The 20,125-nt window shown below is 65.8% G+C and carries 23 protein-coding genes and 1 other RNA gene; 5 read left to right on the forward strand and 19 right to left on the reverse strand.

Annotated features, from left to right (window positions below):
- Positions 1 to 2: 2 nt before the first annotated feature.
- Positions 3 to 746, reverse strand: a complete 744-nt coding sequence (locus tag VK98_RS08600; protein ID WP_053077292.1) for a GntR family transcriptional regulator — start codon at positions 744 to 746, stop codon at positions 3 to 5.
- A 177-nt stretch (positions 747 to 923) separates the two neighbouring features.
- Between VK98_RS08600 and uraH the strand changes: the two genes are divergently transcribed.
- From uraH to VK98_RS08615, 3 genes are all read left to right on the forward strand, one after another.
- Complete coding sequence (gene uraH, locus VK98_RS08605; protein WP_048413636.1) at positions 924 to 1,277, forward strand: hydroxyisourate hydrolase; 354 nt, start codon at positions 924 to 926, stop codon at positions 1,275 to 1,277.
- Positions 1,278 to 1,310: 33 nt separating this feature from the next.
- A complete protein-coding gene (locus VK98_RS08610) occupies positions 1,311 to 2,591 on the forward strand; it encodes a urate hydroxylase PuuD (RefSeq protein ID WP_048413637.1) in 1,281 nt (426 codons plus the stop codon).
- Positions 2,592 to 3,581: 990 nt separating this feature from the next.
- Positions 3,582 to 4,031 carry a hypothetical protein gene (locus VK98_RS08615; protein WP_048413638.1) on the forward strand — a complete coding sequence of 150 codons (450 nt, stop codon included), beginning with the start codon at positions 3,582 to 3,584 and terminating at the stop codon, positions 4,029 to 4,031.
- Between the two features lie 733 nt (positions 4,032 to 4,764).
- On the opposite strand, the gene VK98_RS08620 is transcribed toward VK98_RS08615, so the two are convergent.
- The 3 genes from VK98_RS08620 to VK98_RS08630 form a co-directional block, all read right to left on the reverse strand.
- On the reverse strand, positions 4,765 to 5,391 hold the full coding sequence (locus VK98_RS08620) for a hypothetical protein (protein WP_048413639.1): 627 nt from the start codon (positions 5,389 to 5,391) through the stop codon (positions 4,765 to 4,767).
- Between the two features lie 185 nt (positions 5,392 to 5,576).
- On the reverse strand, positions 5,577 to 6,038 hold the full coding sequence (locus VK98_RS08625; RefSeq protein ID WP_048413640.1) for a YiiD C-terminal domain-containing protein: 462 nt from the start codon (positions 6,036 to 6,038) through the stop codon (positions 5,577 to 5,579).
- Positions 6,019 to 7,992, reverse strand: a complete 1,974-nt coding sequence (locus VK98_RS08630) for a prolyl oligopeptidase family serine peptidase (RefSeq protein WP_197083001.1) — start codon at positions 7,990 to 7,992, stop codon at positions 6,019 to 6,021. Before VK98_RS08630 ends, VK98_RS08625 begins: the two co-directional genes overlap by 20 nt.
- A 237-nt stretch (positions 7,993 to 8,229) precedes the next feature.
- Between VK98_RS08630 and VK98_RS08635 the strand changes: the two genes are divergently transcribed.
- Complete coding sequence (locus tag VK98_RS08635) at positions 8,230 to 8,745, forward strand: YcnI family protein (protein WP_048413641.1); 516 nt, start codon at positions 8,230 to 8,232, stop codon at positions 8,743 to 8,745.
- 254 nt (positions 8,746 to 8,999) lie between these two features.
- Here the strand turns inward: VK98_RS08635 and VK98_RS08640 are convergent, their stop codons facing one another.
- The 8 genes from VK98_RS08640 to VK98_RS08675 all read right to left on the reverse strand — a co-directional run bounded on the left by VK98_RS08640 (position 9,000) and on the right by VK98_RS08675 (position 16,593).
- Positions 9,000 to 9,389 carry a YidB family protein gene (locus tag VK98_RS08640; protein WP_048413642.1) on the reverse strand — a complete coding sequence of 130 codons (390 nt, stop codon included), beginning with the start codon at positions 9,387 to 9,389 and terminating at the stop codon, positions 9,000 to 9,002.
- A gap of 56 nt (positions 9,390 to 9,445) precedes the next feature.
- Positions 9,446 to 10,450, reverse strand: a complete 1,005-nt coding sequence (gene holA, locus VK98_RS08645; RefSeq protein ID WP_048413643.1) for a DNA polymerase III subunit delta — start codon at positions 10,448 to 10,450, stop codon at positions 9,446 to 9,448.
- Complete coding sequence (gene lptE / locus VK98_RS08650) at positions 10,431 to 10,991, reverse strand: LPS assembly lipoprotein LptE (RefSeq protein ID WP_082158837.1); 561 nt, start codon at positions 10,989 to 10,991, stop codon at positions 10,431 to 10,433. The genes holA and lptE overlap by 20 nt, the downstream gene beginning before the upstream one ends.
- A 69-nt stretch (positions 10,992 to 11,060) precedes the next feature.
- The gene (leuS, locus tag VK98_RS08655) at positions 11,061 to 13,679 is read right to left on the reverse strand and encodes a leucine--tRNA ligase (protein ID WP_048413644.1); all 2,619 of its coding nucleotides are present in this window, start codon (positions 13,677 to 13,679) and stop codon (positions 11,061 to 11,063) included.
- A gap of 192 nt (positions 13,680 to 13,871) precedes the next feature.
- Positions 13,872 to 14,261, reverse strand: coding sequence for a hypothetical protein (locus tag VK98_RS08660; protein ID WP_156187796.1), 390 nt, complete (start codon positions 14,259 to 14,261; stop codon positions 13,872 to 13,874).
- A gap of 71 nt (positions 14,262 to 14,332) precedes the next feature.
- Positions 14,333 to 15,286 carry a prolyl aminopeptidase gene (gene pip, locus VK98_RS08665; RefSeq protein ID WP_048413646.1) on the reverse strand — a complete coding sequence of 318 codons (954 nt, stop codon included), beginning with the start codon at positions 15,284 to 15,286 and terminating at the stop codon, positions 14,333 to 14,335.
- A 39-nt stretch (positions 15,287 to 15,325) separates the two neighbouring features.
- Positions 15,326 to 16,135 carry a sulfite exporter TauE/SafE family protein gene (locus tag VK98_RS08670; protein WP_048413647.1) on the reverse strand — a complete coding sequence of 270 codons (810 nt, stop codon included), beginning with the start codon at positions 16,133 to 16,135 and terminating at the stop codon, positions 15,326 to 15,328.
- Positions 16,129 to 16,593: an EVE domain-containing protein gene (locus VK98_RS08675; protein WP_048413648.1), complete on the reverse strand. Its 465-nt coding sequence runs from the start codon at positions 16,591 to 16,593 to the stop codon at positions 16,129 to 16,131. Before VK98_RS08675 ends, VK98_RS08670 begins: the two co-directional genes overlap by 7 nt.
- Positions 16,594 to 16,719: 126 nt before the next feature.
- On the opposite strand from VK98_RS08675, the gene VK98_RS08680 reads away from it, so the two are divergent.
- Positions 16,720 to 16,905 (forward strand): hypothetical protein, encoded by a 186-nt coding sequence (locus tag VK98_RS08680; protein WP_048413649.1) that lies wholly within the window; start codon positions 16,720 to 16,722, stop codon positions 16,903 to 16,905.
- Positions 16,906 to 17,004: 99 nt separating this feature from the next.
- On the opposite strand, the gene VK98_RS08685 is transcribed toward VK98_RS08680, so the two are convergent.
- The 7 genes from VK98_RS08685 to cobU all read right to left on the reverse strand — a co-directional run bounded on the left by VK98_RS08685 (position 17,005) and on the right by cobU (position 20,122).
- Positions 17,005 to 17,337: a DUF1294 domain-containing protein gene (locus tag VK98_RS08685; RefSeq protein WP_048413650.1), complete on the reverse strand. Its 333-nt coding sequence runs from the start codon at positions 17,335 to 17,337 to the stop codon at positions 17,005 to 17,007.
- Positions 17,328 to 17,903 carry a 5-formyltetrahydrofolate cyclo-ligase gene (locus tag VK98_RS08690; RefSeq protein ID WP_231589233.1) on the reverse strand — a complete coding sequence of 192 codons (576 nt, stop codon included), beginning with the start codon at positions 17,901 to 17,903 and terminating at the stop codon, positions 17,328 to 17,330. The genes VK98_RS08685 and VK98_RS08690 overlap by 10 nt, the downstream gene beginning before the upstream one ends.
- A gap of 61 nt (positions 17,904 to 17,964) precedes the next feature.
- A non-coding RNA gene (gene ssrS, locus VK98_RS23280) (6S RNA) lies at positions 17,965 to 18,148 on the reverse strand.
- Between the two features lie 32 nt (positions 18,149 to 18,180).
- On the reverse strand, positions 18,181 to 18,492 hold the full coding sequence (locus VK98_RS08695; RefSeq protein WP_019101793.1) for a cell division protein ZapA: 312 nt from the start codon (positions 18,490 to 18,492) through the stop codon (positions 18,181 to 18,183).
- Positions 18,489 to 18,698 (reverse strand): hypothetical protein, encoded by a 210-nt coding sequence (locus VK98_RS08700; protein ID WP_019101794.1) that lies wholly within the window; start codon positions 18,696 to 18,698, stop codon positions 18,489 to 18,491. Before VK98_RS08700 ends, VK98_RS08695 begins: the two co-directional genes overlap by 4 nt.
- Before the next feature lie 21 nt (positions 18,699 to 18,719).
- The gene (locus VK98_RS08705; protein WP_048413652.1) at positions 18,720 to 19,592 is read right to left on the reverse strand and encodes a cobalamin-binding protein; all 873 of its coding nucleotides are present in this window, start codon (positions 19,590 to 19,592) and stop codon (positions 18,720 to 18,722) included.
- Entirely contained in the window at positions 19,589 to 20,122 is a 534-nt protein-coding gene (gene cobU, locus VK98_RS08710; RefSeq protein WP_048413653.1) for a bifunctional adenosylcobinamide kinase/adenosylcobinamide-phosphate guanylyltransferase, read from the reverse strand. Before cobU ends, VK98_RS08705 begins: the two co-directional genes overlap by 4 nt.
- Positions 20,123 to 20,125 lie beyond the last annotated feature (3 nt).

Raw genomic sequence — 20,125 nt, forward strand, 5'->3', positions numbered from 1 at the left:
TGTCAGCGCTTGAGGTTGAACACCGTCCACGGGTCCAGCCGGCCAGGGGCCTCCACCTTCATCCGCCGTTCGCAGTCCTCCAGATGATGGTGCATCGCCGCCGCCGCGCCGGCGCGGTCGCCGGCCTCCAGCCGCGTCAGGATCGCCTCATGCTCGTCGAAGGAGCAGGCGCTGCGGCCGGGCACGTCGTACAAAGCGATGATCAGCGAGGTGCGCGAACACAGGCCGTGCATCAGCTCGGTCAGCACCTCGTTGTCGGCCAGCCGCGCCAAGTGCACATGGAAGGCGTTGGACAGGCGAATCCAGCTGACCCGGTCGCCGCGTTCGAAAGCGGCGCGCTCGTCGGCCACCATGCGCCGCATCGGCGGCAGACGCTCGGCCAGATCGGGCAAGGCCAGCAGCTTGTCCAGAATCGCCGCCTCCACCATGCGCCGCGCCTCGAACACATCGCGGGTTTCCTTCTCGTCCGGCTTGGCGACGAAAGCGCCGCGATTGGGCTGGATATCGACAATCTTGTCGTGCGCCAACTGGGCCAGCGCGCTGCGGGCGCTGCTGCGCGAGCACTGGAAGGCGTCGCATAGCACCGCCTCGGTCAGCTTGACCCCCGGCAGCAGCCGTTGGTCTATCACCGCGTCGAAGATTTCCCAGTACAGGCGGTCGGCGTCATTGCTCGGCGCGCCGTCGCCCACCAGGGTGGACGCCCTGGGCGCGGTGGCGGCGGACGTTCCGTTAGCGGAATGCAACATGTCTCCTCCCGGTATTTCCATATCCTGCTCTATGCCTTCAGAATTTTGTTGACAATTATTGTCGTGGGCAAACACTATCGTCAACACAAATTGTCGACAATTTTAAATCGCCATCGCGAACAACAAGATCGACAACAGGTCCGCCAGATCGGGCCGTACAACAAAGGAGAAACAACCGTGGGCAAACTATCCACCCATGTGCTGGACACCATGCACGGCAAGCCGGCAGCGGGCGTGCGCTGCCAGTTGTACCGGCTGGACGGCGAACAACGCCAATTGCTGGCCGACGCGACCACCAACCGCGACGGCCGCTGCGAGCGCCCGCTGCTGGAAGGCGAATCACTGCGCGCCGGCGTGTACGAACTGCTGTTCCATGCCGGCGATTACTTCGCCGCTCAGGGCGTGAAGCTGCCGGAGCCGCGCTTCCTGGACCAGGTGGCGTTGCGTTTCGGCATCGCCAATGCGGACGAAAACTACCATGTGCCGCTGGTGGTGACGCCGTGGTCCTACTCCACCTATCGCGGCAGTTGACGCTGTTCCCGTCCCCCACCCGGAAACCTCGCCATGGAAAACTACCTGCTGGAGCTGGGCAACCTGCTGCTGCGCTGGTTGCACGTGATCGCCGCCATCGCCTGGATAGGCGAATCGATTTACTTCGTCATGCTGGACAACAGCCTGTCCCCGCCCTCCGCCGCCGATGCCCGGCGCGGCCTGCACGGCGAGATGTTCGCCGTGCACGGCGGCGGCTTTTACCACAACCAGAAATACCTGGGCCAGCCGCCGTTCCCGCTGGACGACAAGCTGCACTGGTCGTTCTGGAAATCCTACGCCACCTGGCTGTCCGGCTTCGGCCTGTTCTCCCTGCTCTACCTGTTCAACGCCTCCTTCTATCTGGTCAACCCGGCCAGCCCCTGGGCCTGGGCGGCGGCCTTGTCCGGCGGCCAGGCCGCGCTGATCGCCACCGGCTTCCTGCTGGGCGGCTGGCTGGCTTACGACCAGCTCTGCCGCCGCATCAGCCCCAATATGAACCGCGACGGCCCGCTCAGCCTGGCGGTGGCGTTGCTGATGACGCTGGTAGCCTATGCCAGCAGCCAGATCTTCCAGGGCCGCGCCGCCTTCCTGATCACCGGCGCGGTGATGGCCACCTGCATGTCGGCCAATGTCCTGTTCTGGATCATCCCCGGTCAGCGCCGGATGGTGCGCGCCATCCGGGCCGGCGACAAACCCAATCCGCTGGACGGCCTGCGCGGCAAGCAGCGCTCGGTGCACAACACCTATTTCACGCTGCCGGCGGTGTTCCTGATGATCAGCAACCACTACTCCTTCACCTACGGCAACCCCCACGCCTGGTTGATCATGGTGCTGTTCATCCTGTCCGGCGCGCTGATCCGGCAATACTTCGTGCTGCGCCACTCCGGCCGCAAGCGGCCACTGCTGCCGGCGCTGGGCGGCCTGTTGCTGGTCGGCGTGGCATTGTTGGCCGCGCCGCCCCTGCCCGGCAGCGCGCCCGCCGCCCCGCAAGCCGCGACGTCAGCTCCCACCAAGGCCGCGGCAAGCTCCCCGCTGCCGGCGGCGACGGAAACGGCGGCCGACGCCCGACTGCGTCAGATTCACGCCATCATCCAGAACCGCTGTCTATCCTGCCACTCGGCCACGCCCAGCCAGGCCGGCTTCGTGGCGCCGCCGGCCGGCTTGAAGTTTGACGACGCGCAGGAAATCGTCAGCAACGCCCACAGAATCAAGCAGGCGGTGGCGTCCAAATACATGCCGCTGGCCAATTTGACCCAGATGACCCAGGAGGAGCGCGAGATTCTGGCGAAATGGGGGCCGACGTCCAGCCGCTAGAGCAAGCAGCACTATTGCCAGTGCATAAGCTTGTATCCGCTGCGCGGATGATGATTTTCATTGCCGGGGCTGCCCGGCGAGCAGGGAGAGGATATTTGCTTGGCCAAATATCCTCTCCACTCCTAAAGGCCACCCTGCAAGCCTGGCCTACGGCTTCCCGCCGGGTCCCGTCAGGCCCGAGGCGCGGCTGAACTCGCGATTTGCTAACGTCAAATCGCTCAAACAGGGCAGCCGCTTAAGACCTCGGACCTGCCACCCGACGGCAGGCTTGAAGGGACCAGGGGCGCATCGGATACATGCTTACTTTTAGGAAACAAAGCTTATCCACAGACAAGAGCAATGGAGCCAAGTTACCCACAGAGCAACCCAGGCGGCAAATCAACCATCCCCTATCTAGAAAATTGACCACCTCGTGTAGCGACCAAGTGTCCCCTCGGGGCGCGCCGGAGAAAAAGGGGTCTGCAAGGTTTTAAGCGGCTGCTTTGTTTGAGCGATTTGACGCTAGCAAATCGCGAGTTCAGCCGCGCCTTGCAGGCCCCTTTTTCTTCGGGGTTTCGCGTCCTGGGGGACGAGGGGGGCTGGAAGGGGGCGGCGGCCCGCCCCCTCCCCGTTCGCCGCGCGGAAAGCGGCACCTAAATCAATATCCGCGCAGCGGATTCAAAACCAGATCACTCAACAAGTAAGCCACGCTCAAACAAAGCAACCACCCCACCTTGACCCCGCCGGCCCCCTCGGCAACAATCCCCAGGTTGCCGCCAAACTAGCGGCACACGGGATTGGCGTCCCGTCCGCTTAAACCAACTGGCCCTCGCTGCATACAGTGCGGGCTGCTTTACCATGGCCGCGCCATTTGGCAGGCGCATGGTGGGAGAGTGCCATGCACTCACCGGTTTGGTTTAAGCCCGGTACGCCAATCCTGCCACGCGCCTGCCTAATACCTCAGCCTTCCTAGGCAGGTGGTTTATCTTGTGTCACAGCAGGAGAAACACCATGCATCACGCTCAAACCTTTCCCCGTCGTCGTCGCTACAAATTGCGCTCGCTGGAACAGCAGGAAGCGCTGCTCCCCTTCGTCCGCTTCTGCCCCGGCCGTACCTATCGGCATTACTGGCAAATGCCCGTGCCCAGCAAGGACTACCCCGCCGACCACGCCTACGGCCGCGAATGCGCGGCCCACCTGTTGCAATGGCTGAAGGACAATCGAGAGTATGTCGGCAAAGGCCTGCTCAGCCGCGTGGCGCGCGACATCGACTTTGACGACCGCGATGGACGCGGCCAGTGGATGGGCTTTTTCAACTACCTGGAAATCATCATGCTGTTGGGCGCGGACCGGGTCCGGGTTTACCGCCATGTCGATAGCCAACACCAGATCTACCTGGCGCTGGGACAGCGGCTCAAGCTGGAAGCACGCTTCCGCCGCATCCGCCTGCGCAATCGCTGACCCTAGCTGGTGGGTATCGCTGCGCTCCACCCACCCTACGGCGAGAGCTTGGGTCGGGCGGGCTTGTAGGGTGGGTGGAGCCGTAGGCGATACCCACCAAACCCCGCCGCCAAGGTCCAAGCATCGGTTCCATCGCGTTTCCGCGTGGGTATCGCTGCGCTCCACCCACCCTACGGCGGATGGTTTGGTCGGGGGTATTTGTAGGGTGGGTGGAGCCGAAAGGCGATACCCACCAAACCCCGCCGCCAAGGTCCAAGCATCGGTCCCATCGCGTTTCCGCGTGGGTATCGCTGCGCTCCGCCCTACGGCGGATGGTTTGGTCGGAGGTATTTGTAGGGTGGGTGGAGCCGATAGGCGATACCTGCCAAACCCCGCCGCCAAGATCCAAGCATCGGTCCCATCGCGTTTCCGCGTGGGTATCGCTGCGCTCCTCCCACCCTACGGTGGAAGGTTTGGTCGGGGGTATTTGTAGGGTGGGTGGAGCCGTAGGCGATACCCACCAAACCCCGCCGCCAAGATCCAAGCATCGGTCCCATCGCATTTCCGCGTGGGTATCGCTACGCTCCACCCACCCTACGGCAGGAGGTTTGGTCGGGGGTATTTGTAGGGTGGGTGGAGCCGCAGGCGATACCCACCAAGCCCCGCCGCCTTTCCTTGCGCGTCACGCTTAAGGAGTGTGTGGAACGACGGCTACCGCAAACACGAGCCGGAATGAAAACGCGCGTCCTGTCTTTCAGGACGCGCTACCCTGCCAACAGACGCCGCCGAGCAGCGGCTCCGCCCAGAAAGGCGGGCGAGCCGCCTCGTCCGTCGTCTTCGCCATTTCCACCCAGGCCTCCTGCTTGCTCCACTCATACAAGACGCCGGGCTGGATCAGATGCAGGTAAACCCGCTCGAAGGCCGACGACTCCAGCAAATCGTGAGTGGCGGCGGTCAGCGCCGCTTCCTGGATGAAGGCGGGAAACAGAGTGGTGGCGGCCACGCCGCCGAACTGTGGAATATTGGCCGCCAGCAGCAGGCTCAATTCATAACCGGGCTTGGCCGTGTAACGCTTCACGCATTTGGCCTGAATCCGGTATTTGATCGCGGCGATCGGCGCGTTGGGCACGCTGATGTCCACATCCTCGCCCTGTAACGCCTGGCGCACCTCGCGCGCGCGCAGACAGCCTTTGCCGCCGCCAAAAAGATGCTCGTCCGCATGCACTTCCGTCACTTCAAAAGCGATGCGCCGGCCGTCGCTGAGGGTGGCGCCGACATCCGGCAGCGGCGGCGGCCAGGACTGTCGGTCCACGGCGTGCAAACCCTTACGCTGCAATAGACGCAGCACCAGTTCCAGCTCCTTCTGCGCTTTTAACGCCATCGGCCTCCCCCAGCGCACGCCTGCCGGCGTTGCGGCGCGGTTGCGGCCGGAACGCCGAGACGCGGTTATTTTGGCTATCGCTCAACCCAACCCGGCACAAGATATTTCTTTTTAGCACAAAAAATAAGCTATTCAGATTGGATTTAAAGTTTGATAAGCGATGCCGCGCCACCGCGGGGCGTGTTTCAGTCTTGGGAATCCCCTTCTCCGGGCAGCACCACGAACTCGCCGTCCAGGCCGCCCACCGCTTCGCCGTCGCATTCCAGCGCCACCGCCAGCCTCAGCCGCCCCATGCGGCCGCGCCGCAAGGCGCGCTCCAGCTTGTCCCAGGCGGCGGGCTCCGGCGCGGCGGCGCGAGCCAGGAAGCCGGCGGCGATGGGTTTGTCGTAACGCATGCTGTTGCCGTGGATGATGACGCGGCCCGGCAAGCCGCGTTCGCGCAAGCGCATGAACACCAGACACCAGGCGGCGAGGATGGCCACCGCCGAGGCGCTGCCGCCAAACACGGTGGCGCGGTGGTTGATATTGGGCGCCAGCGGCGCGCGCAGGATCACGCTATCGCCGCTGGCCTCGGCCACGCCGACCGCCATCGCGGCGGACAGCGGGATGTGTTGGTGCAGGTAGTCTTCAAGCGCCTGTGGACTCATGTTTTTCTCCCGGTTCGGCGCGGCCGGCTTTGGCGGCGCCGCCTCCATTCTGCCCCAACAGGTGACGCTGGAAAAACCACAGGCTATGGCCCAGTTGCAGCACCTGGTTTTCGCGCTTGGCCGCGCCGTGGCCTTCGTCCGGGAACAGGATCAGGCCGCCGTCCACGCCCTTGCCGGCCATGGCGCGATACATTTGCAGCGCCTCGCCCACCGGTACCCGCGGATCGCTGACGCCCTGGATGATCAGCAGCGGGTCGCGCAGCTTGTCGATATGGTTGATGGGCGACAATTGCTCCAGCGCGGCGCGGTCGCGTTCCAGGTCGCCGTATTCGGCGGCGCGCAGCGCGCGGCGGTAAGGCGCGGTGTTTTGCAGGAAGCTGACCAGGTTGGCGATGCCGACATTGGACACGCCGGCGTCGTAGGCGCCGGCGAAGATGGTCATCGCCGCCAACGTGGAGTAGCCGCCGTAGCTGCCGCCCATCACGCCGATCTTGGGCGCCGCGCCGGCCGCGCCCCACTGGCTGCGGATGTAAAGCGCGGCGTCTTCGATATCGGACAGCACTTGCAGCCGGCGCGGGCCGTTGTCGCTGTCCAGCCAGGTTTTGCCGTAGCCGATGGAGCCGCGCACATTGGGCTGCACATAGATGAAGCCGGCGTCGACGAACAACTGCGCCTGCGGCGAGAAGCCGGCGCGGCTCTGCCCTTCCGGGCCGCCGTGGAAGTTGACCACCACCGGGCAGGGCGTGGCCGCGCAGCGGGCCGGCCGGCGCACGAACATTGGAATCGGCGTGCCGTCGCGCGCCGGATAATTTTCCAGGCTGGCCTTGGCGAAGCCGCGGGTGTCCAGCTCCGGCGCGGACGGCAGCAGCCATTGGCTGAGCTTGCCGCTCTTGCTGTCCCAGACATGGCTGCTGGCCGGCGCGGTGTCGGTTTCCACGCTGAAATTGACGTAGCGGCCGTCGCGGCTGAGGTTAACCACATTGACCTGGGCCGCGCCGGGGAAGGCCGGCAACTTCAGCGCGCGGTAAGCGCGGCGGCCGTCCAGCGCCAGCGCCTTGCCGTAGCCGTCCTGGCTCAGCGTGTAGTAGACGCGGCCCTGCTCGCGGTCGATGTCCAGGTTCTGGACGTCGCCGCGCGTCTCCGGCGTCAGCGGCTGGAACGCGCCGGCGCGCCATAGATAGAGACGGTGGTATTCGCCGAACTTATTGGTGCTCACCAGGTATTCGCCGTCGCGCAGGCCAAAATCCATCCGGTAGTCGGTGGTTTCGCCCTGACCCAGCAGCGGCTGCACGGGCTTGCCGTCCGGCGTCCACAGATAGAATTCGGCGCTGGCGTTGCTCAGCGTCTTTTGCAGCAGCAGGCGGCCGTCGTCGCGGTGGCCGGCGATGCTCCAGGCGCCGCGCTCGCCGAACAGGCGCTCGCGGCGGCCGTCGGCCAGCCGGTAGCGGTACAGGGTGTAGCTGTCGGCCCGCTCGTCATTGCTGCGGTAGTACAGCCATTGGCCGTCCTTGCTGAGAAACTGGAATTGGGTTTGCACGCCGGCCTTGTGCTGCACTTCGCGCAGCGCGCCGCCGTTGGCGGCTTGCAGATAGAGGCCGGGGTTTTCCTCCCCCTTGCGGTCGCGGCTGAGCACCAGCCAGCGCCCGTCCGGGCTGACCTCCTGAATCAGGGTGGCGTCCTCGCCGCCGGTCAGCTGCACCGGGAAGCGCTGCGGGCCGTCCAGCCTCCATACCTGCGGCACGCCGGTGACGCGCCAGCTGAAGTACAAGGCCTTGCCGTCCGGGGCCAGCACGCCGGCGCCGGGCGCGCGCAGATCCAGCATGTTCTGCACTTTGCGGCTCAGTTCCGCCGGCAGCGGCGCGGCGCGGTAGCGCGCCACGTCTTCGGCGCTGACGCTGGCGGCGCCAAGACCGCTGTAGCCGCCTGCGGACCAGCCATGAGTGGAAAGCATCATTAGCGTTGCCGCGGATAAAGCACGAACCATCATGACTGCTCCTGAAGCATTGGGTGGGCGGACCAGTATAGCGGCCATGACAATGACGTTACAAATGCATTATTCTCATACGAACTATGCGACACTTTGTCGCATGCGAAAGGAATGAGCAGGCGCTAAACTGATGCGGTCAATCCTCATTCGCATTTGCCGCCCCTGGCCGGCAACGGCGCTAACCTTGATCCGCAAAGAGCTTCCATGAAAAAACTCGCCCTGCTGGCCTTGCTGGCCGCTTCCGGTTCCGCCTTCGCCCACGTCACCCTGGAAACGCCCACCGTCGCCAGCGGCAGCTATTACAAGGGCGTGCTGAAAATCGGCCACGGCTGCAACGGCAGCCCCACCACCGCCGTCAGCGTGGAGCTGCCGGAAGGCGTGCGCCTGGCGCAGCCGATGCCGAAAGCCGGCTGGGAAGTGGAAGTGGTCAAGAGCGCGGTCAAGCCTTTCGACAATTACGGCCGCAAGGTGAGCGAGGATGTGACTCGCATCACCTGGAAAGGCGGCAAGCTGCCGTCCAATTTCTACGATGAGTTCGTGTTCCAGGCCAAGATCGCCGCCCAGCCGGGCAAGCTGTTCTTCAAGGTAAAGCAGCAATGCGAGCAGGGCGAGACCAACTGGGCGGAGATTCCGGCCGCCGGCCAGGACGCGCATGAGCTGAAGAGCCCGGCGGCGGAGTTGACGGTGACGGCGGCAGGCGCGGCCGGCCATCATCATTAAGAACCTGTTTACGACCTGCTGCGCGTCGGCGATACGGCGTTGAAAACCCCTTCGAAATGCTCATGTACCTTATGTACATTCCGCTTTCTCAGCGGTTTTCGCCTTGTCTCGCCTTAGCTCGCGAGATCGTAAACACGTTCTCAGAACGGATTCCTTGGCCGACCTGATCCCGCTTGCAAGCGGGCCGGCCAAAGGCATGAAAAACGCCGGCGGCGAGTCTCTCGCGGCCGGCGTTATTGCATGGATGGGTGGGATCAGCGGAACAAACCCTTGAGTAGATCCGCTCCCTGGGACAGCAGATCGTCGCCTTGCGGCAGTTGGCCGTTGGGGGTCAGCTTGTCCACCAGGCCGGGCAGATGCTCGGCCACCAGCTGCGACAGCTGGCCCTGTTCCAGGCCGAACTTCTCGGCCAGGCCGGACAACTGCTCCGAGCCCAACACTTGCTGGATCTGCTCGGCGGACACCGGCAGATTGCCGCCCTGGCCCACCCAGGACGACACCAGCTCGCCCAGGCCGCCTTGCTGGAATTGCTCCAGCAGGCCGGACAAGCCGCCCTGCTGTTGCAGCAAGGCCTGCAAGGCTCCGCCGGCGCCGCCTTCCGCGCCGCCGGACAGCAAACCGCTCAAGGAATCGAATAAAGCCATGGTGCTCTCCTGTTTGCCGCGCACGGGGCGCGAATCTCGGTAAGTTGCCCGCCGGCTCAAGCGGCCAGCAGGCCCGCCAGCCCGCGCATGGTCTGCCAGGGGTCGCCGGTTTCCACGCCCTTGATCTGACGGTCTATGCGCGCGCATTCGTCCAGCGCGGTCATCAGCTTGCGCGGGCCGATGCGACGCAAGGCCGGCTCGGCCAGACGTTGCTTGTCGCCCCACAAACGCAGTTCGCGCGACATGTCGCGCGCGTTGCGCCCATCCTTCAGGCCCTGGCGCAGACGCAGCAACATGCGCACGTCTTCGGTCAGCGACCACAACACCAGCACCGGCGCTTCGCCTTCGGCCATCAGACCGTCCAGCATGCGCAGCACTCGCGGCACGTCGCCGGCCAGCCAGGATTCGGACAGGTGGAACACGTCGAAGCGGGCCACATTGGCTACCGCGGCGCGCAGTTGCTCCAGCGTCAGTTCGCCGGCCGGGTACAACAAGGCCAGCTTGTCCACTTCCTGGCGCGCAGCCAGCAGATTGCCTTCGACGCGATCAACAAAAAACGCCAGCGCCTCGCCGCCCAGCACCTGACCCTGGGCCTTGAGCCGGCGCGTGATCCAGCTGGGCAGTTCGGCGCGGCTCACCAATCGGGCCTCCGCCGTCACCGCCAGCTTTTCCAGCGCCTGGAACCACTTGGACTGCTGCTGCGCGCGCTCCAGCTTGGGCAGGGTGATCAGGGTCACCGTGTCCTGCGGCGGCTGAGCCGCCAGCTGTTGCAGCGCCTCGGCGCCTTCGGTGCCGGGCTTGCCGTTGGGGATGCGGATTTCCAGCAGCTTGCGCTCGGCGAACAGCGAGACGCTGCTCATCGCGTCGCGCAGCTGCGACCAGTCGAAACCGGCCTCCACCGTCAGCACTTCGCGCTCCTGATAGCCTTGCTCGCGCGCCGCCTGGCGCAGCGCGTCGGCGGCTTCCAGCGCCAGCAGCGCTTCCTCGCCGTGGATCAGGTACAACGGCGCCAGGCCTTTGCCCAGCGCCGCGATCAGCGCGTCAGGGCTTAGGCTGGGCATCGGCGGGCTTCAGGCTTTGCGGGCCGGTCAGCGGCGCGGCGGCCGGCTTTTTCAGGTAGGCCAGACGACGGACGATCTGCTCTGCCGCGTCGCGACGGGCGTCGGCCCAGATCAGCGCCTCTTCCTGTTCCTTGCCGAGAATAGCGCTGTCCGAGTAGTTCATGCTGCGGCGCACCACCACATTCATGTCCGGCTCCACCGGCACGCCGAACAGCAAGGTGCGCACCACGGCGGTGTAGGTCAGCTGGTACTCGTTGATCTTGCCGCCCACGTTCAGGGTCAGGATGTCCTTGGCCTGGTTTTCGCTGAGGATGGTCACCACCGCCTCGGCCTGCTTGGGATTGTCCAGCAGTTGCAGACGCGGGTCGCGCGCCAGCACGGTGCGCACGTCGCCGGTCACGGCGGTGCCGCCGCCGTCGAAATACAGCGAGGCGAACGGCAGCGGCTTCATCGGGCCGCCCAGGCCGCGCAGGTGGAAGCCGCAGGCGCTCAGCGTGACGGCCAGCAGCGCCAGCCACAACCATTGCAGGGAAAGTCTCATTCGCGATTCCTTATCGGGAAACTATGCTTGCCTGACCCGGTCCAGCGCGCTGGACCGGGCCACGCCGGTTTACACCACGATGTTGACCAGGCGGCCCGGCACCACGATGATTTTCTTGGCCGGCTTGCCTTCCATGAACTTCTGCACGTTTTCGTGCGCCAGCGCCGCGGCTTCGATCGCGTCCTTGGCCGCGTCCGCGGCCACGGTGACGCTGCCGCGCAGCTTGCCGCCCACCTGCACCATCAGTTCGATCTCGCTCTTGACGAGAGCGCTCTCGTCCACTTTCGGCCAGGCTTGTTGCAGCAGTTCGCTGCCCGGACGCAGCGCGTTCCACAGCGCGTCGCAGATATGCGGCACGATGGGGGACAGCAGCAGCACCACGGCCTCCAGCGTTTCCTGCGCCACCGCGCGGCCGGCGTCGCCGGACTTGTCGGTTTTGTCGTAGGTGTTCAGCAGTTCCATCACCGCGGCGATGGCGGTGTTGAATTGCTGGCGGCGGCCGTAGTCGTCGGCCACTTTCTGGATGGTGGCGTGCAGCTTGAAGCGCAGGTCTTTCAGGCCGGCGGACAGTTCGCCGCCGCTGTAGCCCGGCGCCAGGCCGGCGGCGACATGTTCGTTCGCCGCTTTCCACAAGCGCTTGAGGAAGCGGAACGCACCTTCCACGCCGGCGTCGGACCACTCCAGGCTCTGCTCCGGCGGCGCGGCGAACATCATGAACAGACGGGCAGTGTCCGCGCCGTAGTTTTCAATGAATTCCTGCGGGTCCACGCCGTTGTTCTTGGACTTGGACATTTTCTCGATGCCGCCCACCACCACCGGCTGGCCGTCGACGCGGTGCTTGGCGGCGACGATCTTGCCCTTGGCGTCGCGCTCCAGCACCACGTCCTGCGGCGCGATCCAGTCGGTGGCGCCGTTGGGCAGTTCGCGGTAGAAGGTTTCGCACACCACCATGCCCTGGGTCAGCAGGCTCTTGAACGGCTCGTCGCTGGACACCAGGCCTTCGTCGCGCATCAGCTTGTGGAAGAAGCGCGCGTACAGCAGGTGCAGGATGGCGTGTTCGATACCGCCCACGTACTGGTCCACTTGCAGCCAGTAGTCGGCCGCCTTCTTGTCCACCATCGCGGTGTCGCACTTGGGCGAGGCGTAACGCGCGTAGTACCAGCTGGACTCGACGAAGGTGTCCATGGTGTCGGTTTCGCGCTTGGCCGCGCCGCCGCATTTCGGGCAGCTGGTTTCGTAGAATTCCGGCATCTTGGCCAGCGGGGAACCGGCGCCGTCCGGAATCACGTTTTCCGGCAGCGTCACCGGCAGGTCTTTTTCCGGCACCGGCACATCGCCGCAGCTCTGGCAGTGGATGATGGGGATGGGGCAGCCCCAGTAACGCTGACGGGAGATGCCCCAGTCGCGCAGGCGGTATTGGGTTTTCTTCTGGCCGGCGGCCTTGGCTTCCAGATCGCCGACGATGGCGTCGAAGGCGGCGGCGAAGTTCAGGCCGTCGTATTTGCCGCTGCCCACGGTGCGGATGCTGTCGTCCTTGGCGGCGTACCAGTCCTGCCAGGCGGCGGCGTCGAAGTTGTCGTCGCCGCTGGCCGGCGCGTAGACCTGCTGGATCGGCAGGCTGTATTTGTTGGCGAACTCGAAGTCGCGCTCGTCATGCGCCGGCACCGCCATCACCGCGCCTTCGCCGTAGCCCCACAGCACGTAGTTGGCCACCCATACCGGCAGCTTGGCGCCGGTCAGCGGGTGAACGACGAACAGGCCGGTGTCCATGCCCTTCTTTTCCATCTTGGCCACATCGGCCTCGGCCACGGAGCCGGCCTTGCATTCGGCGATGAAGGCTTGCAGCTCCGGCTTGCCGGCCGCGGCCTGGGTGGCCAGCGGATGTTCGGCGGCCACCGCCACATAGGTGGCGCCCATCAGGGTGTCCGGACGGGTGGTGTAGACCTTGAGCTGGCCGGCGTGGCCGATGCTGGCTTCGTCGTAGGCGAAGGCCACGTCGGAGCCGAAGCTCTTGCCTATCCAGTTGCGCTGCATGGTCTTGACCTGCTCCGGCCAGCCGTCCAGCTTGTCCAGGTCCGCCAGCAGCTGCTCGGCGTAGTCGGTGATGCGGAAGTAGTACATCGGGATTTCGCGCTTTTCCACCAGCGCGCCGGAGCGCCAGCCGCGGCCGTCCACCACTTGTTCGTTGGCCAGCACGGTCTGATCCACCGGGTCCCAGTTGACCACGCCGTTTTTCTTGTAGATCACGCCTTTTTCAAACAGGCGGGTGAACAGCCACTGCTCCCAGCGGTAGTAGTCCGGCTTGCAGGTGGCCAGCTCGCGCTCCCAGTCCAGGGCAAAGCCCAGGCTGTCCAGCTGCTGCTTCATGTACTCGATGTTGGCGTAGGTCCAGGCCGCCGGCGCGCCGCCGTTTTTCATCGCGGCGTTTTCGGCCGGCAGGCCGAAGGCGTCCCAGCCCATCGGCTGCAGCACGTTGAAGCCTTGCAGGCGCTTGAAGCGGGCCAGCACGTCGGTGATGGTGTAGTTGCGCACATGGCCCATGTGCAGCTTGCCGGACGGATACGGGAACATCGACAGCGCGTAGTACTTGGGACGCGACGCGTCTTCCACGGCTTTGAAGGCGGCAGTCTTCTGCCATTTCTGCTGGGCGGCGGCTTCCACCGCGCGCGGGCTGTATTGTTCTTGCATGGCGATCTTTGTCTGGACTCTGAAATTCAAAAGGCGGAAATACAAAAGGCGGGCTGCCCGAAGGCGCCAGTGATAAGCAGCGCTCCGGATAGCCCGTCCGCAAAAAGGTTGCCCCCATTATAACGGCGTCTTCGCTCCCGCGATAAGACCCCAAAAAAACAAATGCTTGGCCGGCGTCTCAGCCTGTCGTCGTCACGGGCAGGGCTTGACGCCCCAGCCTTTGCGGCCTCGCCAGCAGGAGAAGTCTTCCTTCACCGCGCGCAGGGTCCATACATTGTCTTCGCGGCTGAGCTGGAAACGCTGGCGCGTGCCCTTGACGCTGTCGTCCATCAGGCCTTCGCGCAGCAAGGCGATGCTGGCTTTGTCGAAGGCTTCCGGCGGGCTGATCTGTATCACTTTCAGGCTGCGGTATTCGAACTGGCCGTCTTCGCCCAGCCGGTTCTTGGCGAAACGCAGCACGACCTCAAGCGGCAGTTCGCCCGGCTGGCCGGCGAACGGCAGCCGCGCTTCGTCGCTGTAGGCGGAGGCGGCGGCGGGAATCGCGGCCAAGGCGGCCGCGGCGCAGAGCATCATCGCTTTCATGTCCATCCTTGCATCCGGTTGAAGTGGAAAGCTGGGTTCGACCCCCGCTGCGGCTAATTAGTTGCGCCGATTCAAACCCGGCCGGCCAGATGGGCGTCGCGAAAGCGCTCCAGCTGCCGAAGCAGCGCGTCCAGGATGTCCGGCTCCCACAGCGAATGGCCGGCGGCCTCCACCAGTTCGTAGTGGGCTTGCGGCCAGGCCTGGGCCAGCCGTAGCGCAGTGGCCGGCGGGCAGACCACGTCGTAACGGCCTTGCACGATGGCGGCGGGGATATGGCGGATGCGCGCCAGCCCGTCCAGCAGCGCGCCTTCCGGCAGAAACACGCGGTTGACGAAGTAATGCGCCTCCAGCCGCGCCAGCGACAAGGCCACGTATTCGCTGCCGGCGCGCTCGGCGGCGTCGGCGTTGGGCCGCAGCGCGACGCAAGCGCCCTCGTAACGGCCCCAGGCGCGACAGGCCGGCAGATGCACAGCCGGGTCGGGATCGGTCAGGCGCCGGTAGTAAGCGGCCAGCAAGTCGCCGCGCTCGGCTTCCGGGATCGGCGCGACGAAACGTTGCCACTCCTCGGGAAAGAACTGGCCCATGCCGTGCAGAAACCAGTCGATCTCGCGGCGCTCGCCGAGGAAGATGCCGCGCAGAATCAGGCCGCTGACCCTTTCCGGATGCGCCTGAGCGTAAGCCAGCGCCAGCGTGCTGCCCCAGGAGCCGCCGAACACCAGCCAGCGCTCTATGCCCAAGTGCTCGCGCAGCCGTTCGATGTCCGCCACCAGATGGGCGGTGCTGTTGTCGCGCAGCTCGCCGCGCGGCGTCGAGCGGCCGCTGCCGCGCTGATCGAACAACACCGCGCGGTAAAAGCCGGGGTCGAACAGCTGGCGGCAGGCCGGCACGCAGCCGTCGCCCGGCCCGCCGTGCAGATAGAGCGCCGGATAGCCCTGCGGCGAGCCGCATTGCTCCCAATACATCGCATGCATGCCGTCCAGCGGCAACATGCCGCTGGCGAACGGCGCTATCGGCGGATACAACATGGCTTCTCCATCACGGATTCGGGGGAAACACGCTGCGCCTCAACGGTGCAGCAGGCTGTACAACATCTCACTGGCCATCGCCGCCATCAAGCCGGCGAACACCTGCTTCAAGCGCGCCACCGGCAGCTTGTGCGCGGCGCGCGCGCCCAACGGGGCCATCAGCACCGTCATCAACATCAGCGCCAGCGTCGCCGGCAGATAGATGAAGCCCAGAGCGCCGTCCGGCAAGCCGGCCGCGCCCCAGCCGCTGTAGAGGTAGCCGACGGCGCCGGATACGGCGATGGGCCAGCCCAGCGCCGCGCTGGTGGCGATGGCGGTGTGCACCGGCACATTGCACCAGCTCATGAAGGGCACGCTCATCGAGCCGCCGCCTATGCCCACCCAGCTGGAGACCATGCCGATCAGCCCGCCGGCGCCCCATTGCCCGGCCTGGCCCGGCATGCCTCGGCTGGCCTGCGGCTTGAGGTTGAAGAACATCTGCACGGCGACCAGATAGGCGTAGCCGACGAAGAACCATTTCAGCGCCAACCCGGAGATCGCGCCGGCCACCAGGCTGCCCAGCAAGGTGCCGACCACCATCGCCGGCGCCATCGCCCGCACGATGCGCCAGTCCACCGCTCCCCTCTTATGGTGGGCGCGCACGCTGGACAGGCTGGTGAACATCATCACCGCCAACGAAGTGCCCACCGCCAGATGCTGGGCGTGGTCGCCGCCCAGCTGCGCCGCGGACAAGACGCCCAACACCACCGGCACGATGACCAGGCCGCCGCCGACGCCGAGCAGGCCGGCCAGGAAGCCGGCCACCGCGCCGCAGGCGAGCAGCGCCAGAACCAGCGGAACGCTCAGCATGCCAGCAGTTGTTCAGTGATGTAGCGCCATTCGTCCTCGCTCAAGGGCGTGATGGACAGCCGGTTGCCGCGCTTGAGCACCGTCATTTCCGCCAGCGGCGGGTGCTGGCGCAGCTCGGCCGGGGACAGCAGCCGGGTCTTGCGCAGGAAACGCACGTCCACCGCCAGCCAGCGCGGCGCGTCGGGAGAGGATTTGGGGTCGTAGTAAGGGCTTTCCGGATCGAACTGACTGGAATCCGGATGAGCGGCGGCGGCGATTTCCGCCAGGCCGGCCACCCCGGGCTCCGGGCAGGACGAGTGCCAGAACAGCAGCCGGTCGCCGGTTTGCATGCCGTCGCGCATGAAGTTGCGCGCCTGGTAATTGCGCACGCCGGTCCACTCAAACAAGCGTTCGGGCTCGGCGGCGAGATCGTCGATCGAGGTATCGTCCGGTTCGGACTTCATCAGCCAGTATCGCATGGGCAATGTCTGTTAATCAGTCAGGGAAAGGGTTAACGCTTGCTCAATCTTACTGGAAAGATTGCGGCTTAGGCTGTCTTCACTGCCCCGCAAGGGCGTTCAAAACCAGGATCGAGAGGAAAGATCATGAAAACGCGTGAAAAACAGCTGATGATGGGCCTGTTGCTGAGCGGCGCCTTGAGCGCCTGCGTGGTGGCCCCGCCCCGCGCGGTGGTGGTCAGGCCCACGCCGATGGTGGTGCGCCCGGCGCCCGTCGTGGTGACGCCGGCCTATGGCTATTACGGCGACTACGGCCGCCGCCCCTGGCGCTGAGCGCCTGTTCAAAGTCCGCCGCGCGGCGGCAGATGGCGGGGCTTTCAACGCCGGCGGCCCGTACCCGCCTCACTGCGCGCAGCGGAGCGCAAACGAGTTCTAAGCCGCGCGCAGATACAGCCAGCCGCCCAGCAAGGCCAGGTTCAAGGCCGCGCCGCACCAGAACAGCAGCCGGAATGGTTGCTTGACGGTCTTGTGGCGGAACAGCCGACGCGCCATCAGCCCGCCGGGCCAGCCGCACAAAACGCCCAGCCACAACAGCCTGGCTTCCGGCGTGCGCGGCCCGCCGCGCTCCGCCGCCCGCTTGTCGCGCCAGTACAGGACGAAGCACAGCAGACTCAGGCCCGCATACAGCCATACCGCCGCCCACTCCAAGCGCCCCAGCAGGGCCAACACCGGCAAAACGGCCAGGAAGACGACAGCTATCGGCATTCCGGCCCCAAAGGGAGCCGACGCAGGCCGGATTCGGTCAGCAGGTAATCGAGCCGGACGTCCCACGGTTCGCGCGGCACGCGCTCGACGCGCTGGCAGTCGTAGGCCACGCCCACCAGCAGGGGCTTGCCGAACTGACGCGCGCGCTGGCGGAAAGCCAGCGTGGTGTCGTAGAAGCCGCCGCCCTGGCCCATGCGGTAGCCGTCGGCGTCGATGGCCAGCAGCGGCACGAACAGCACGTCCAGCCGTTCGGCGCGCAGCGCCGGGCCGTCGTATTCGGCGATCCGGTAACGCGGGTGCAGATACCAGCGGTCCGCCGCGCCCAGCCGGCTGAACCACAGCCGGCGGCCGCGCCGCGGAATCTGCGGCAGATAGACTTCCGCGCCGCGCCACAGCGCGGCGCTCATCAGAATTTCCAGATCCAGCTCAGAGCCGGCGGCCAGATAGGCGCCGACGCGCTTGCCGCGCTTGAGCAGCCGCGAGGCGTGACGGGCGATCGCCTGCATCGCCTGCAAGCGATCACGAGGGCTCAGCGCCTGGCGCGCGCGGCGAATTCGCCTGCGCAATGCGGGCTTGTCGAGGGCATTCGGATCGGAAGCAAGGAAAGGTGCGGTCATGGCAGAGGGGGGAGCCCCCGCGAGTGTCGTTCGGGCAAAATTCGCTTGTACCCTGTTTCCAGGGAGGGCCGCCTGCCAGTCATTTCGGGCGCATCCTCAAGAGGACGCGGCACGCCCATGACTCACGCTGGCAACCTGAAGCGAACGCATTGGTACAAAGGAATTGTGTGCCTTCACAAACACCGCAGGGGGTACTGACCTTGGTGTTCGCCAACAGGCGGCTGATTCAAAACAGCGCTTGCTGGCTTTCGCGGAGCGCCTGGTCGGCGGCTTCGCTCATACTGCGTATTTTACGCTGAAACGCCGCCATCTCCAAGCCCTCTCCCACTTTTGTCTTCAACAAATCGTGAGCGATGTTCAGGGCCGCCATGATGGCGATCTTGTCGGCGTCCATCACCTTGCCGTGTTGCTGGATCATTTCGATCTTGCCGGCCAGCAGGCGCACCGCCTCTTGCAGCGTTTCCTTCTCTTCCGCCGGGGTGCCGATGGTGAAGGAACGTCCCAGCAGTTCGATTTCAACCTGAGCCACGTCGCTCATTCCGCATCCTCCGACGCCTTGGGCAGGCGCTCGACCAGAGCCGCCACCCGCGCGCGGGTTTCGTTGACTTTGAAGTTCAGCTCCGCATTGTCGCGCAGCGCCTCGGACAGCGCTTCGGCAAAACGGCCGTTTTGTGTTTCAAGCTCGCGAATGCGGGCCACCAACGCCGTCACCCGCGACTCGAGATATTCCAGTTCCTTGTCCATGGCGGCGAGGATAGCCGGCGCTCACTTGGCCGTCAAACCCAGCCGCTGCCGCGCTGTGTCCAGCGCGAGACACAGGGCCGCCGCGCCGTCCGCCAGCCGCGGGCCGGGCACCACCATGGCGTCGCCCGGCAAGGCGAACAGCGCGTCTTTGGCCACCGCCGGCAGCGCTTGCCAGCGACGCCACATCCGCAGGCTGGCCTCGTCTCCGGCCAGAATCGCCTGCGGACGCGCGGTCACCACGGTGGCGGCGGACACTTGCGCCGCCGGCTGCTTAAGCTCGCCGAACACATTGACGCCGCCGCACAGGCGAATCAGCGGCCCCATGAAGCTTTGATCGCTGATGGTGAAGATGGGCGTCTGGCTGACCTGGTAGAACACCCGCACCGGCACGCGCGCGCCGTAGCGCCGGCGCAGATCCGCCAGCCGCTGGCGATAGCTGGCGGCAGCCTTGCCGGCCCCCGCGTCCGCGCCGGTCAAGCGCCCCAGCGCCAGCATTTCCTTGGCCACGTCGTCCGGCTGCAAAGGGTGGCTCAGATAGACGGGGATGCCCAGGCCGCGCAGGCGCTCCAGTTCGCGCGGCGCGCCGCCGTCGCGCCAGGCCACCACCAGGTCCGGCCGCTGGCGCATCACTTCCTCCAGGCTGAAACCGGTGAAGCTGCCCACTCGCGGCAGGCGCTTGGCCGCGTCCGGGTGGTCGCTATGCTCCACCGTGGCCACCAGCTTGTCGCCGGCACCTATCGCGTACAGCATTTCCGTGGCGTGCGGCACCAGGGTCAAAATCCTTTGCGCCGGCTGCGCCAGCGTGATGGTCCGGCCGCTGCCGTCCTGGACGCTGACCGCGGCCGGCGCCGGCAACGCGCTCAGCAGCAGCGTCAAACCCAGCAAGCGTTTCATTCCCCGCCTTTCAAAACCAGCGGCAAGCCGCAGGCCACCAGCGTCACCCGCCGGCAGACCGCCGCCACCTGTTGGTTCAAGCGTCCCAGCTCGTCGACGAAGCAACGGGTCTGGGCGCTGGCCGACACCACGCCCCAGCCGATTTCATTGCTGACCAGCAGCACCTCGCCCCGAGCCTGTTCCAGCGCCGTCAGCAGCTCGGCGCGCTCTTGTTCGAAACCGGCGGCGTCGAAATCGCCGTCCTCGTCGAAAAAGCGCATCAGCCACATGCCCAGGCAATCGATCAGCAACAACCCGCCCGCCGCGTCGCGGCGGCGCAGTTCGGCGGCCAGCCCGCGGCCGCCTTCCGCCTGCGACCACTGCGTCGGACGCCGCCGGCGATGATGCTCGACGCGGGCGACAAACTCGGCGTCGTCGCCGTGCAGTTCGGCCGTCGCCAGATAGCAGACCGGGCCCGGATGGGCCAGAGCCAGGGCTTCGGCGTAGCGGCTCTTGCCGCTGCGCGCGCCGCCGGTGATCAGGTGGGGCATGGA

Origin of the sequence: Chromobacterium sp. LK11, from assembly GCF_001043705.1 — a bacterium.
Lineage (GTDB): Bacteria > Pseudomonadota > Gammaproteobacteria > Burkholderiales > Chromobacteriaceae > Chromobacterium > Chromobacterium alkanivorans.